The sequence below is a fragment of the Mucilaginibacter sp. genome, from assembly GCF_028288225.1.
GTDB lineage: Bacteria > Bacteroidota > Bacteroidia > Sphingobacteriales > Sphingobacteriaceae > Mucilaginibacter.
Window position 1 is genome coordinate 166,727 of record NZ_JAQBOC010000017.1, and the last position, 15,053, is coordinate 181,779.

General features: G+C 41.9%; 9 protein-coding genes. 6 read left to right on the forward strand and 3 right to left on the reverse strand.

Annotation, left to right across the window (positions count from 1 at the left end; translation table 11 throughout):
* Window positions 1-336: 336 nt before the first annotated feature.
* From JWQ54_RS05125 to JWQ54_RS05135, 3 genes are all read left to right on the forward strand, one after another.
* Window positions 337-4,059: a putative Ig domain-containing protein gene (locus JWQ54_RS05125; RefSeq protein WP_299581200.1), complete on the forward strand. Its 3,723-nt coding sequence runs from the start codon at window positions 337-339 to the stop codon at window positions 4,057-4,059.
* A 405-nt stretch (window positions 4,060-4,464) separates the two neighbouring features.
* Window positions 4,465-5,991, forward strand: a complete 1,527-nt coding sequence (locus tag JWQ54_RS05130; RefSeq protein WP_299581203.1) for an FAD-dependent oxidoreductase — start codon at window positions 4,465-4,467, stop codon at window positions 5,989-5,991.
* 12 nt (window positions 5,992-6,003) lie between these two features.
* Window positions 6,004-7,659 (forward strand): thiamine pyrophosphate-binding protein, encoded by a 1,656-nt coding sequence (locus JWQ54_RS05135; protein ID WP_299581206.1) that lies wholly within the window; start codon window positions 6,004-6,006, stop codon window positions 7,657-7,659.
* A 409-nt stretch (window positions 7,660-8,068) separates the two neighbouring features.
* Here JWQ54_RS05135 and JWQ54_RS05140 read toward each other — a convergent pair whose 3' ends face one another.
* Window positions 8,069-9,337, reverse strand: coding sequence for an Hsp70 family protein (locus tag JWQ54_RS05140; RefSeq protein ID WP_299581209.1), 1,269 nt, complete (start codon window positions 9,335-9,337; stop codon window positions 8,069-8,071).
* 579 nt (window positions 9,338-9,916) lie between these two features.
* Between JWQ54_RS05140 and JWQ54_RS05145 the strand changes: the two genes are divergently transcribed.
* The 3 genes from JWQ54_RS05145 (at window position 9,917) to JWQ54_RS05155 (ending at window position 12,136) form a co-directional block, all read left to right on the forward strand.
* Window positions 9,917-10,132 carry a helix-turn-helix transcriptional regulator gene (locus JWQ54_RS05145; RefSeq protein ID WP_299581212.1) on the forward strand — a complete coding sequence of 72 codons (216 nt, stop codon included), beginning with the start codon at window positions 9,917-9,919 and terminating at the stop codon, window positions 10,130-10,132.
* 317 nt (window positions 10,133-10,449) lie between these two features.
* Entirely contained in the window at window positions 10,450-11,580 is a 1,131-nt protein-coding gene (locus tag JWQ54_RS05150; protein ID WP_299581215.1) for an alkene reductase, read from the forward strand.
* Window positions 11,581-11,986: 406 nt separating this feature from the next.
* Window positions 11,987-12,136: a nuclear transport factor 2 family protein gene (locus JWQ54_RS05155; RefSeq protein ID WP_299581218.1), complete on the forward strand. Its 150-nt coding sequence runs from the start codon at window positions 11,987-11,989 to the stop codon at window positions 12,134-12,136.
* Window positions 12,137-12,479: 343 nt separating this feature from the next.
* On the opposite strand, the gene JWQ54_RS05160 is transcribed toward JWQ54_RS05155, so the two are convergent.
* Window positions 12,480-13,265, reverse strand: a complete 786-nt coding sequence (locus tag JWQ54_RS05160; protein ID WP_299581221.1) for an alpha/beta hydrolase — start codon at window positions 13,263-13,265, stop codon at window positions 12,480-12,482.
* A 217-nt stretch (window positions 13,266-13,482) separates the two neighbouring features.
* Window positions 13,483-14,802, reverse strand: a complete 1,320-nt coding sequence (locus JWQ54_RS05165) for a glycosyltransferase (protein ID WP_299581223.1) — start codon at window positions 14,800-14,802, stop codon at window positions 13,483-13,485.
* Window positions 14,803-15,053: the final 251 nt, after the last annotated feature.

Here is a 15,053-nt window from a genome sequence, read left to right on the forward strand (position 1 = left end):
AGAACCAATTTTTACAGTTGTGTAAACTTACTTATGGCAATTATACATGTTATGTATAGCTGGTGTTATCTTTTTACAATTTAAATCCAATCACAAAAACCCATATTAAACTGATTATCAAATAGATAAATTTGATCTATAAAATCACGCAAAATAATCCTTGATTACGAGACCAATAGAAAAATTCATATACGGCAGGCATTTGTTCCTTATTAATTATAACAGGTTTTCCCCTTGAAAGAGATCTTGTGATTGTAACATAAAATGCCAGCGTAGTAACAGAACCACAAAAACAAGAGGTTAGGATTTGTTAGAATGATCTTATAGACATAAAATATGAAAACACGATTACTGTTTTATTTTGTTTTGTTTACGTTTGGTTTTACGCTGTTGAGTAAGTATATATTTGCACAGGCGCCCAACATTTCGTACACCCCGTCTACTAACGTCTATACACCAGGCACGGCTATTCCTGCCTTATCGCCTACCAATTCCGGTGGAGCAGTAGCAGCCGTAGCGTTTGGGACGGGTGCTTCACTTACCGGAGCCGCTTTAAGTAATCCTTATGGTATGGGCATTGATCCGTCAGGCAATATTTATGTTACCAATTATGGCAATAATACGGTAAGCGTATATAATTCATCCGGTACATACCTTAATACTTTTGGAACCACTGCAATAGCAAACCCACAAGGCATTACATTTGACCAATCCGGAAACGCATATATTTTGAACTACAACAGGACAAATAATGGTCTTGGTAATTATCATGGTAATGCCTATATTTCTCAATATAATTCGTCCGGCGTATATGGATCAACAATTATCCAGGGTATGGGCACCGCCAATGGAATTGCACTAGATGCTGCAAACCTTTATGTTGCGCAAGGCAGCTATAATAACGGCAGCAACACTGTATCAGAATTTAACACCAGCGGGGCACTCTCTTTTTCCCTAAATAGTGCATATATAGCTAATCCCGTAGGTGTGGCCGTTGATGGCTCAGGTAATATTTATGTATTGGATAACACAAACAATAATGTTTCCAAATTTAATTCAAGCGGTATTTACCAGTCAACAATAATTACAGGGTTAAGTAATGCTTTAGGAATTTCTATCAATGGCGCGGGCGATGTATATACTGGGGATACTGGAACAAATAGTGTAAATGTTTACAATACTGCCGGTACTCTTTTAACATCCATAGCCGGCCTTACTGATCCCGAAGGCCTTGTTACAGATAGTAAAGGCAACCTGTATGTATCAGATTACACCGATGGTACTGTAACTAAATATCCGCCTTTAGGCGGATATTATTTAAGTGCACCTTTACCGCCGGGGTTAAGCTTTAGCAGTACCACAGGTATTTTTACCGGAACACCAACAACTCCATTTGCAGCTACTACTTATACTATTACCGCATATAACGCCAGCGGAAACAATAGTACGACAGTAACATTATCATGTCCTCCAAATTTATCGGTGCCTGCTATCAGTTACAATCCACCAATAAATGTTTTTACAATAGGCACAGCTATAAGTTTGTCTCCTATCCACACTGGAGGAACGCCCACGGGTTATTCCATAAGTGCAACGTTGCCGGCCGGGCTCAGTTTTTCCACATCCACAGGTATCATTTCTGGTACGCCTTCAATAAAGTCGACTGCAACCATTTATACCATAACCGCTTCCAATGGATCCGGTAGTAGCAGTACCGTTGTAAGCATTGCCTGTGTTGTAGATAATTACTGGACAGGAAGCAAAAGCAGTGATTGGAATACAAAGCAAAATTGGAGTGCTAACCGCGTTCCCGTCGTAACGGACCTTGCCAGCATTGGTGTTGTTAATTATACAGGTGCCGAACCTGCAATATTAACAAATACGTCTGTACCTGCTTATTATGTAACATTTGGCGCTAACGCGGGTACTTTAACTGTTCAAACCGGGGCAATATTTACTATTAATAACATCCTTACAATTAATAACAATGCTACACCAAATTTTATTGGGCAAGGAACCGGAGCCATAAACCTTGTTCCTGCTGCTGTGGTAAATATTACTGGTGCAGGGACGTTAACCATCACTAATTCCTCTTCAATAGTTAATTTAGTTACCTTACAATCAAACGCTGCAGGATCTGCAACAGTTAGCCAGATAACTACAGGTTCTATTATCGGAAAAGTTAACGTACAGCGTTATTTTCAGGGCAGTAGCACTTACCTTGGCGGCCGTTATGTAGAACGTGGTTATCGTATTATATCTTCTCCGGTAAATATAGGCACAACGGTTAACGGCAATAATGTTTATGGCCTCAATTATATTGTAGGCAATACCGCGGGCCAAACCACATTAGCAAATAGTACTACAAATTCATTCATTACGGGTTGCACTGGTGGCAGCACTCCGGCCGGCAACCCGTCCATTTATTTATACCGCGAGGACCTGGCCCCAAGCAATGCTTCCTTTACCAGCGGAAATTATATTGGCATTACTAATATCACAAACTCAACTACATTGGGCACTATAGGTGCAAGTGATGGCGGCACTTATAGCATCCCTGTAGGCAACGGTGTGTTCTTCTTTTTCAGAGGCAATGCCACCAATTGGACGACAAAAACCGCTTACCCTCTTATCGCGCCCGAAAATGTAACTTTAACTTCAACGGGCACTTTAAATCAAGGCAATATAACTGTAAATGATTGGTTTACACCAGCAGCCGGTTTATCAGGCATAGGGACAAGATATAGTATGGTAGGTAACCCATATCCAAGCTCAATAGACTGGGAAACTTCTACCTATGGTAGCAGTCCCGGAGGTATTATTACCAGCAATATTGATGCATCCATATATGAATTTAACCCTGTAAACCAGCAGTTCGAAGCATACTCGGCATCCCTGCATTTAGGAGTAGGGAAAGCCAGCAGAATTATTGTAAGCGGCCAGGGTTTTTTTGTGCATGCAAGCAATTCGGGATCTTCTACATTACAATTTACAGAAACCGCTAAATCTGCAGCCTCCCAAAACACAGGCGTCAATTTATTAATGGGCAAACCTGCAGGGCAGGCTACGGCCCAGCAAATACTCCGGTTGAAGCTTATAACTGATACTTTAAATTATAGTGATATAATAATTGGATTTAATTCAGCCGCATCAGCAAATTATAACGGTAAAGAAGATGCTAAATATTTACCCGGTTCGGGCGCCGCTGAAGGTTTATCAAGCCTGTCAAATGATAATATTCGCCTGTCTATCAATGTATTACCTTTGCAAAAGCAAACCATTAAGTTAAATGTGACTGCGATAAAAAGCGGCCAATATTCTTTTGAAAGAACTGCCCTGAATAATATTCCCAAAATTTATGAGGTTTGGCTAATGGATCATTACAAAAAAGATTCATTAGACTTCCGTGCCAATCCAACTTATAATTTTAATATCGATTTAAAAGACACTAATTCCTATAGAAGCAACCGCTTTAAGCTGGTAATACGCCAAAACCGGGCATTAGGCATCCATTTGTTAAATTTTACAGCAACTAAAGCATCTAACGGTGTACAGGTAATATGGAAAACCGAAAATGAGCAGAACTATACTAACTTTACTGTTGAAAGAAGCAACGATGAAGGCAAAACTTTCGCGGTTGTGGGCGGCTACGCCTCTGATGAGGGTGGGAATTATAGCATTTTGGATAAAGTGCCACCAATAGGGATTTATAAGTATCGTTTGAAGATCGAAGATCTGAACGGTACCATCACATACTCAAATATAATTACGCTGATTTATACTAACCCAGGTAACCATGGTATTTTTATCAACAATGTCTCGGTATATCCTAACCCTACATCCGGAAAGATTAATTTAACTATAAACCAAACAAGCGACAAACCACTTTTTAAGATCATTATAGTGAACAATACAGGTGCTTTAATAAAAGAATCTACCTCAATGATACCTTCCTGGCAAACTGACGTAAGCCAGTTAAATCCCGGGACTTATTTCATACAGGTATTAAACAAAACCGATAACAGCCTGGTTGGTAAAACAGCTTTTGTAAAGTTATAACTGCATTGTGAAAACACAATTAGCGTTTTGCTCTGCAGCCTTTTTCCGCATGGAAACAAGCTTTTTTTTGATAAAACCTTTTCGGAGATGATCTCAAACAACGGGCTGGAGATATGAAATGTTGTACCTGTTTCTGAGGGCGAACCCGCAGTTTCGGTATCTATCAAATACAGCGACCAAATCATCGAACTGAAGAATTATGTTACGCTTAACGCGCAATAATGTCCGGGATTCACCTTTCTCCCATAATTATTTTGATAACCTGTCTTTTTTCATCATCTTTAAAAAATCATACCGAGCCTTTTCAAATATCCTTTTCACTGTAAAGCCATTCGGCAAAGCCAGTGAAACTCACCCGGAACTGTCAAGGTTTGGTGCTTACATTTTAACCATGAACCACACTTTATGAGATTTTATCGCTTTAAGCCAGCCCCGTTACTTTTTAAGTCTTCAATCGAGGATCCTGCCAAACTCAGGGGAGATGAGTATATCGAAAAATTGAAAGAACTAAGAAGTTCGAAAGTTGAGGCGGGAAAAAAGGTGATTATTATTGGTGCCGGAATTGCCGGCTTAAGCGCAGGATCAGAGTTAAAAAAACTCGGCTATGATGTACAAATACTGGAAGCACAGGACGATCACATTGGCGGAAGGCTGAGAACGTGGAGAGATGGGGATATTCATGCCGAACTTGGTGCAATGCGTATCCCTAAAAGCCATACACTTACCCGGCTTTACATAGACGAGTGCGGTTTGAAATTGAGGCCCTTTGTGCAGGATAGTAAAAAAACATTCACATTTATCCGCGGCCGACGCTTTCAGCGCACCGATGCAGGTATACAAGCTTCCAAATTACTTTTTAACCTTTCGGATGCCGAAAAAGGTAAGAACTTAATGGACCTATGGCAGCAAGCTGTTCTTTCTATCATCGGGGATTTTACCAGGGAAGAACGGGCAGACATTTTCAGCATTCAGCCGGTTACCGAAAAGATAAAGCAGCTGGACCGCAGTAGTTTGTATGAAGCCTTTAAAAAAGCCGGGCTTACCGAAGAGGCAACAGAGTACGTGCTGACCCATTTTGGATTAGAAACCTATTTACAAACGTCGTTGGCCGAGCATATACGCGAAGAAATGGATGCCACATGGGACCCGACGGATTTTGCTGAATTAGAACAGGGAACTGACAGCCTTGCCGCTGCCGTTTACGCGCATCTTAGGGATGAAACGGTTATATCAGCAAAAGTATTCAGGATACACCAGGGCGAACACACAGCCGACGTATATTACAGGGACAAATCAAACAAGGAGGTTAAGGTTACAGGCGACTGGGTGATTTGCACCGCCCCTCTTGGCCTTGTATCTAAAATGGATGTGAGCGGAGCGCTTTCACCGCAAAAAATCAGGGCGATCAGGAGAGTGAATTATGATTCATCTACCAAAATAGTTGTAAAAACGCGCAACCGCTTTTGGGAGCTGAAAGATGAGATATTCGGAGGTGGAACGATCTATGACGGACCTGCCGGCCACACCTGGTACCCGTCGGACAATAGCGTTAAACGCGATCCGAAAGTATCTGCTTCACCATCGTTCCTCCTTGCCTCATACACCTGGGGGCAACAGGCCAGGCGCGTAGACGCTCTTCCCGAAGAAGCGTTAAAAGGGTTCGTGTTAAAGGAACTAAGAAAAGTTCATCCCTACGTGCAGGATGAGGACATCATAAATATTAAACGCTGGAGCTGGACCACACATCCCTGGAGTTCGGGGGCGTTCGCATTCTTTAATCCCGGCGAGCACCAATTTTTATACAAGGAACTGAAGACGCCCGACGGCAAGGTATTGCTTGCCGGCGAACACTGCTCATTGACGCATTCCTGGATACAAGGCTCGCTCGAATCGACCATAGACGCTTGCACACATATCGTTAACCACTCCTAAGCCTTATAGACCATGACCATAGCACAATACATTCTGCATTGCCTAAAAAAACACGGCTGCAATCACATTTTTGGTGTTCCCGGCACTTCCTGCGCCGGAATTTATTTTGCGGTTGACAACGACCCGGACATGAAATACCTGGTTACTGTAAATGAACTGGAAGCGGGGTACATTGCTGATGGCTACGGCCGGTTTGCGCCAATGTCCGCTGTTTGTGTTTCTTACGGAGTAGGCAACCTGAGCATGATAAACGCAATTGCCAGCGCTTATACAGAGAAGGTTCCGATGATCGTGTTAAACGGAGGACCCACAGCAAAGGAACAAAGGGACCAGGACAATTACGGCATCCTGTTTTCTCACTCAACCGGTAAAAGGCATGCCGACCTGGAAATTTATAAAAATGTAACTGTAGCCGCCGAGATACTGAGCGATATGTCCACGGCTCAATCGCTCATATCCGGCCTGTTTAAAAAAGCGGCCCAGACTCCCGGACCAGTTTACCTTGAAGTTGCTAACAACCTTTGGAACACCGAAATTACAGTTGAGGAGGAGGAAGATATCCATGAAGAAGTGCCAGTAAACCAAGCCCTTATTAACGAATTTTATAATAGGCTTTCAGCTGCCAAGGAACCGGTAATCCTGTTAGGATCAGAAATATGCAGAAGAGGTCTTGCTGACCTTGCGTTGTCTGTTGTTGAACAATTGAATATACCGTTTTGTACAACACTGCTGTCCAAATCGGTGATCGATGAGGCCCATGAACTGTTTATCGGCACTTACGACAGCGACCTGGTAGACAAACCCCCACGCAGATATGCGGAAGGTTCTGACTGTTTGATAGCTCTTGGTTGTATTTTTGGGATAGACCACGCTTCGTTGGTAAGTACCCAGTATAAAAACATGGTTGATGTATCTTATGGAAAAACCAGGATAGCGTCGGCTGAATTTGAAAATGTAGCGCTAAAAGAATTTTTAGAAGGGATATTATCGCACAAAAAAGTGGCGCTATTAAAAGCCAATAATTCCGCAGCCCTTGAAACCCAAAAACTACTGAGAAAGCCATCTGAAAGGCCGACCCATGACACTGTTTTTAAATCCATCAATAAATTTCTGAGCGATAAGGGAGACCAGATGCTGATGGTAGCCGATACCTGTTTAAGCAGTTATCCTGCCTCAGATTTGGAGATGCCCTCGACACATATGTTTTTGGCCAATCCTGTATGGCTCTCCATAGGCCAGGGAACACCGGCCAGCATCGGTGCGCACCTAGCGACCGGTAAAAGGCCGTTAATTGTAAGCGGTGATGGCGGCTTTCAAATGATAGCCCAAACGTTCTCTACTATGGTAAAATATAAAATACCATCCATCATAGCTGTTATCGACAACGGATTATATGGCATAGAGCAGTTTCTGCTGGATAAAAAGTTTTACACAGACCCTGCCGCACCATCTATCGGTTTTAATAGCTTGAACCGCTGGAAGTATGAGCTGTTTCCGGAAATTTTTGGAGGAGGAAAAGGTTTCAGGGTGGCAGATACCGAAAAGTTTTACCAAACACTTGAAGAAGCCTTCGCGTTTAAAGATGGCCCTGTGATCATTGCTATTGAGGTGAATCCAAAGGACATACCAATAGAATATGTAAAGAAGATAGAAAGCTTGAACCTGTAAGCAGCTGAACTTCCGCCCGGATTAACGAATGTTTAACAATAAAGCGCTATTACTGCTAAAAAAGGCAATAGGCAGGGCTGAAGAAATTCATTTTTAGCAAGCGCAGTGTTATAACTTTTGATTAAGGAATCAAAGAGAATTAATTAACCCGGCAAACGCTCCAAATCATCTATAAAATAAAAGAGTTCGGGATTCCCCCCCACTGGCTACGAAGCCGCTTTACGAAAGTAGAGCGGCTTTTTGCTTGATGGTAGGGGTACAGTCTTCCAACAAACTTCTCCCATGATTTCCAGAGACAGTTTGGTGTAAGTTCTTCAAGTTATTTAAATACCCTGCTGAAATGATTGAACCATTCAGCTATAAGTTTGATAGTTGAAATAGAAAAAGATTCTTGCTTGCTAAATTATTGTTAGTCCCCGAACAGGTAACCACTGTATGCTAAACCTTTGGCCACACTTTTGAAGTTATCTCCCGAATTTAGGTTAACATGAGGAAATCTGTTTTTAAAGAGTTTTTGAATACTACCCACCATCGAAGTACCGCCAGTTAAAAAAAGACTATCTATATTTTTTGGATCTATACCTTTTTGCAACATAAACTCATCCAGGTAATTTGCAATTCGATCCACGTCTTTTGCGATAATCTGTTCATAATCCGGCAAGCGTATTTCCTCATCAATATTGATATCCATTTTGTGATAGCTAAATATTGAAGTATCCGCATTTGTAAGCGTAATTTTTGTTTTTTCGATACATTGAAATACCGAATAGCCCAAATTATTTTCAATAAGCGTGATTAGATTTTTAAACTGCGGGTCTTTGCCCGAAAAATAATAGTAATCTTCTATGTCTTTTTGAATGCGCAGACCATTAAAGAAATTCATTTGCTCCCAGGAGCAAATGTTCGCAAAAAGCGATTTTGGCACGGTTAGTACCTTGCCTGGAGTAGCTTCATATTGGGTGTTCTTGCCAAAATAGGGCGTGCCTTTCTCCCACATAAAAGCGGAATCGAAGCTATCTCCACCTACATAAATCCCACCATTGGCCATCATGTCATTCTTCCGGTATTTACTCCCAACTCTTTCAGGATCAAGCACTAAATAAGTAAAATCTGTGGTGCCTCCGCCGAGGTCGGCCACCAATACATTTTCTTTTTTTACGAGAGTTTTTTCATAGGCGAAGGCCGCTCCGATAGGCTCAAATTGAAACCGGACGTCCATAAAGCCGGCGATTTCTGCCGCTTTATTCAGTCGGGTTTGGGCTAACGTATCTTTTTGCACATTGTCGTCATCGAAAAAAACAGGTCTGCCAATCACTGCTTTTCGGCACTCTTGCCCAATCAATTGATCTGCACGATCTTTCAGCTCCTTTAAAATGATAGCCACAAGATGGGAAGCATTATACTTCTTATTTTGGATGCGGGTTTCTGTGAAACTGCTCCTTGATAATATTTGTTTAACAGACTTGATAAAACGCCCTTTCATGTCATCATTAAGGTAGGCCGTGATCGCCTCTTCGCCCACAACATAATTTTGGGCACCTCCCGCACCCGGCTGATGATAGAAATATATGAGCGAAGGAATAATAATGGTGCTATGTATTTCTTTCGTTTCTTCGTCGTAAATAGCGAGGGCCGAGTTGGTCGTTCCAAAATCAATTCCGTATAAAAACTTCTTCATGCCAAGTGAAATAAAACAGTAAAAATTTAAAGGGCGGCGAAAGTATTAAAAAATCGCTTAGTAGCGAAATTGATATTAAATTTTTGATGGAGCGATTTTTTCCCGGGAATCGCCCCCCTTTTAGCCATTGAGACTTCCCGGGTAATAGTTACTGCACGGAAACCGTCCGGATGATTTTATCAATTACTGCTATTGATGATCCGGTTCACTCCTGTTAAATAATAAGATTTCTCAAACGCGCATACGGATTTGTGTGTGTTTTTGGCTTTGTATTTCGCTAGCTGTTTATTTATTTTTACTTACCGTTTTAAGCAGACAGATATGGGAAAGTTATTTTAGGTTTAACAATATCCCTGGACGGGTTTGCCGAGGATATTAATGGCAGCGTCGGCCGCTATACCCCGACCCGGATATATCGCTATGATATTGCCTTTTAACAAAAAATGAGATTAGACTTATATTCATATTCGAAATTTTGGCATAAAATCGATACTTTTGCATATATGAATACGAACTTAGATAGCAAAAAGGTAGAAAAAATATCCAAAACCCTGGGTGATCCTTACCGTATCAGGATCAATGCAGGCTGTTAAGGAGGAAAACGACTGGTTGCTATGTCAGGCGATCACGCAGATGTTCAATTTGGCCCAGTCAACCATTTCACACCATCTCAGTCAACTGGTTAATGCTGAACTGTTGCATGCGGAGAAGGATGGCCGCCATGCACGTTACAAAATTAGTCAGGAGGTCATCGGCAACTATGTTTCCTATTTAAGCGACTTTAAAGACAAATAATATCGCGCGGCCACACCGTGCGTTCAAATCTAACGCCAAGACGAATTTCTCCGCGCCTTTCTACGGCAGCTTTCGCCGTAGCCATGTGACCTTTCGGCTTCTAATGACTCAGTAGCCTGCCTGAAATACCCTATATGTTGTATTGTGGAATCAAGTGTGTTGATACACGATGTTATTTCGCCGCTGTTGTGTACAAAAAGTCACAGAAAAGTAAGTTATTGATTTACTTATCGAAATATTTAGTTATATAGATTTAATTATTTAAAATTGCTGGCGGTCATAAAAGCCAAATGCAACATATTATAAGAATTAAAAAAATGGAATCACAAATTGCAACAGATGAACAGATCAATGATCCGGGGTTATTTTCACCGATCTCTGTTGGCCCCTTAAACATATCGCACCGTGTTGTGCTCGCGCCGCTTACCCGCATGCGTACCGTATCCGGAAGTGTACCGAACGACCTGATGGTGAAATATTATGTCCAGCGGTCAACTCCCGGCGGCTTTTTGATTGCGGAGGCAACACAGGTCTCTTCTAGGGGAAATGGTTACTTCAACTCTCCCGGAATTTTTACTGACGAACAGGAAACCGGCTGGAAAACGCTCGTTGAAGCAGTACATGCCAAGGGAAGCCTGATATTTTTACAACTCTATCATGCGGGACGGGTTTCACATTCAAGCCTCCAGCCTGATGATGGTTTACCACTTGGGCCATCGGTGGTACCGCACCAAAACGTTGCCGGGACGCCTAACGGCTGGGAAGCGACCACGCTGAACCGCATGTTAGAGGTCGATGAGATCAAAGAGACCGTAAAAGAGTTCGGCAAGGCAACCGCAAGAGCAAGGGCGGCAGGATTTGACGGGGTGGAGTTACACGGTGCGAACGGCTATCTTGTTGACCAGTTTTTACAGAACGGATCGAATAAGCGTACTGATAGCTATGGCGGCAGTATTGAAAATCGTTCGCGGTTCCTTTTGGAGGTAGTTGAGGAAATGGTGAATAACTGGAGCGGGAACAGAGTAGCAGTAAGATTGAGCCCAAGCGGGAGGTTTAATGATATGAGTGATTCCGATCCGTTAGCGTTGTTCTCTTATGTGACTGAACAGCTTAATAAATTCGGATTAGCCTACCTGCATGTCATTGAACCGCGTGTTGTAGGTAGCTACATGGAAAAAGAAGGTATTGAACCTGTAGCGTCAATACATTTGCGGAAGATCTTTAAAGGCAGGATCATCGCAGCCGGTGGTTTTGACCGTGACGGTGCTGCTGCGATCATTAAGAAGGGTCATGCCGACCTGGTCGCTTTCGGCCGTCACTTTATCGCAAATCCCGATCTGCCTTATCGTTACAGGCACGGGCTTCCGCTTAACCCTTATGACCGTGAAACATTCTATGGCGGTAACGAAATTGGCTATCTCGACTATCCTTTTTTTCAGGAGGATTAACCGGTAACCGGGAAATACTATGAGACCTGCCCGCCTTTAAGGGGTTGGCAGGCTTTTTTGCAAGCAACGACGCATCGCTACCCTGGTATCTTAATACGTTTTATCACTTTAATGTCAAAGGAAGGCAAAGGCATAAATAAGATATCGATTAATTTCGATATATAGAAGCAGTAGCTAACTTTGTCATGGAAGTAAGAACGATTAAAAAAGACAAGCAAGGTCGACACACTCATGATAAAAATTTTCCAGGATTAGAAAAAGACTACTATCGCGGCCATTCGTATTGATCGTCTCTTTTTTTAATCAACATATCGAAATATCTAAATAATTAATATATGTCTATAACAAATAAACTTACATTCAAATCGAAAATGACAGCCTGTATTCAGTATCCTGAGGGTTAAATATGATGGAAAAGACTATTGAAGCGAAGAACAAAGCATTGGTGCTTGAAGCGTTCAACGCCGCATTCAATGCGCGCGATGACAGCGCCTACGAGCGTTACTGGTCACCGGATTACATTCATGAGTTCCGATCTTCATGCTATGGTCAGTAAATTAACTGAGGAAATGGCGAAGGCGGTTGCCGATAATAATGGCGTATATATTATTCCAGCATTTAGCAGCTTGGATACGTCACATTGGGCGGGCGTCAATACACGGATTATCTTTCATTAGCAGGTCAACCTCAAACATATGATCAAATTTACAAAAGCTTTTCCAATTAATTTCAGAGAGAGACGAACATCCTAATTAAAATTAAATTTTACTGTTGATCAAAAGATCAACGGTCCTATCCCAGCCGCAGAAATATAATAAAAAATATTCGAATCATTTTATTTGAGATGCAGTATGGGTAATGCCAATCTTTTCATTTTGTTAATATTTATGATTGAAGAACTATTTATTTCCTGCTTTGGCTGCAGCTTCGATGATCAACTGAGCGATTTCTTTGGGATGCGATTCGAAAACAGAATGGCTGGCGCCTTGAATCTCAACCGTACTGCTGTTAGCCCTTTTGGCATACATGCGCTGCAGGTCGGGACTGATGATTCGATCAGCGCTTGCCACCATGTACCAGCTAGGTTTTAGGCGCCAGGCTGGATTCAGAATAACGGCATGGAATACACCATCAGCGGTAGGCATTTGAGCATTAGCCATAAATTCAGCCTTTTCTTTGGGCAGATCCGCGGCAAAATCTTTATAAAACTGAGCCGGATCGATATAATCAAAGCCATTGGCCGGTTTTTGCAATGATTTATAAACGAGCGGGAAACGTTTACCATTGTCTGCCTCCGATTCTCCCTTATCCGGCGCATGCGCCGCAATGAATACCAGTCCGGCTACGTGAGGGTTATTGCCAGCCTCGGTGATCAGTCCCCCGCCGTAGCTGTGTCCAACTAAAATACAAGGGCCGGTTTGCATATCAAGCACGCGTTGCACTGCCGCAAGGTCGTTTTGAAAAGAGGTTAGCGGTTGCTGGACTACAGATACATGATAGCCCCTTTTTACAAGAATGTCATAAACAGGTTTCCACCCCGAACCGTCAACGAATGCTCCATGCACAAGCACAATATTTTTTACCGGGCCTGGCCCTTGTCTGATGGCGGCTGACAAAAGGAGGAAATTAAGCAATAAAGTGGCTATTATCGCCATACCGATGATGGTCTTATTTACAGTTTTCATGATATATTGGATTTAAGATTTAATTTTTAAGCTGCCAAACACACTAAATGTCATTATACTTAGTATTAGGTCAAATTTTGCCTTTTCTGGCTTAGAGCTAAAGACTTTTGACTCAGGATTAAATGTCAATTTATATGTGACACAACACTAGTATGATCGGCGTAATGATGATGTGTAGAGCTTACTTTTTTTAGATAATTCATCTACTGATTTTAATTTAAAATTGTTTTTTAGTTTCCTCAAACAACACCTGGCTGATATAATTTGCACACAATTCATTTGAGTCCATACTATTTATTTCTTCGGATAGCCTGATTACATTTTCTTTGTATATATTATTATTCAGCACTTCATCAACGGCATTGCGCACGGCTTCAGCTGTTGGGGTTTCTGTATTCATATTGATCCCATAGTTGAAAAAACCGATTCGTGCGCAGACTTCATTTTTGCCTTCATGCACACCGGCTGCTACCATCGGTAATTTATTTTTAATACTCAGCATGGTTCCGCCGTAACCGCCATTGGTGATATAGACGTCAGCATAAGGCATTACCTGATCGAAAGGGATGAAATCTTCTATAATGATATTATCAGCAGCATGTGTTATACCCAGCCTCGTTGTATCAAATCCGCCGGTAGTGGCAATAACCAGTGTGTCAGTATTTCTGAATGCTTCAAGAGTTGGTTCAAGTAACTTTTTAGTGTTCCGCTCAACGGTTCCCTGTGTTACCAGCAATACCTTTTTATATTTTTTTAAGCGCTCATTGTACCAGGGGCTGGCTTTTTTTGTTGATTTGTAAGGCATTAAACCGCCTATAAATCGAATGTTGTCCCCAAAGTCGCTGCGTTCATACTCAAATCCGGGCGTTCCTATTTGAAGGTAAAAGTCTGCTTGTACGATAAGCTGATCTAATAATACTGTTTTTTTATTATCAATACCAAAACTTGTCAGGACTTCGCTGAAGTAGTCAATTGATTTCTTAAACATCACATTGTTAACCCGGTCATGCAGGTCTGCGTATTTTGCCTTTTCTTCGGGATTTCCGGCCGGTGGGAGTGCCATTCCGTAAGGTGCCAGGTCAACTGAATTTGTTGCCAGCGGAATAACTCCGACAGCTATAACCGGAATTTTCATTTTACTCCTTACCAAAGGGATTCCGGTGAACAAACTATCAGCTATCATCAGATCAAATGGGAAAGACCGATATATTGCCTGGATGTCTTCCAGATATTCACTACCGCGTTTTGCGAAAATATTGAGCATATCATGGTCTAATTTCTCAACTGCATCTGCTATGAACGCCCTTTCCGGAAGCACTTTGGCAACGTTGCCGCTGTTAATATCCACCGCACGATTAAACGCATAGAATGGAATTTCAAGATCTTCCATCTTATCTGCATATATCTCAGAGGTATACCAGCGCACATCGCATCCAATGCTTTGAAGGTATTTGGCCAAGCCTGTTAACGGATTTACATGGCCGTCGGCAGGTACAGAAGCAAATAATATCCTTTTGCCTTTCAGTTGTTGTTCCATAGAAGTATTTCATTGGTTTTTAAATAGTAGTGGATTAATGATACAAAGGTCATTCAAAGGGCATGAAGCTGAAATCACCAATGTCGAGAGTTTCTATCCCCATATCGGGGGATAATCGAACGACACAGGTTACCTATCGCGTTAACCGGGCAGATTCATTAAATGTAAAAAGCAGAACCCACCGGCTCCGCTTTTCACATTAACTTTTTAACTAAAATCTAACTAACTAACTAACTAACTAACTTATGAAT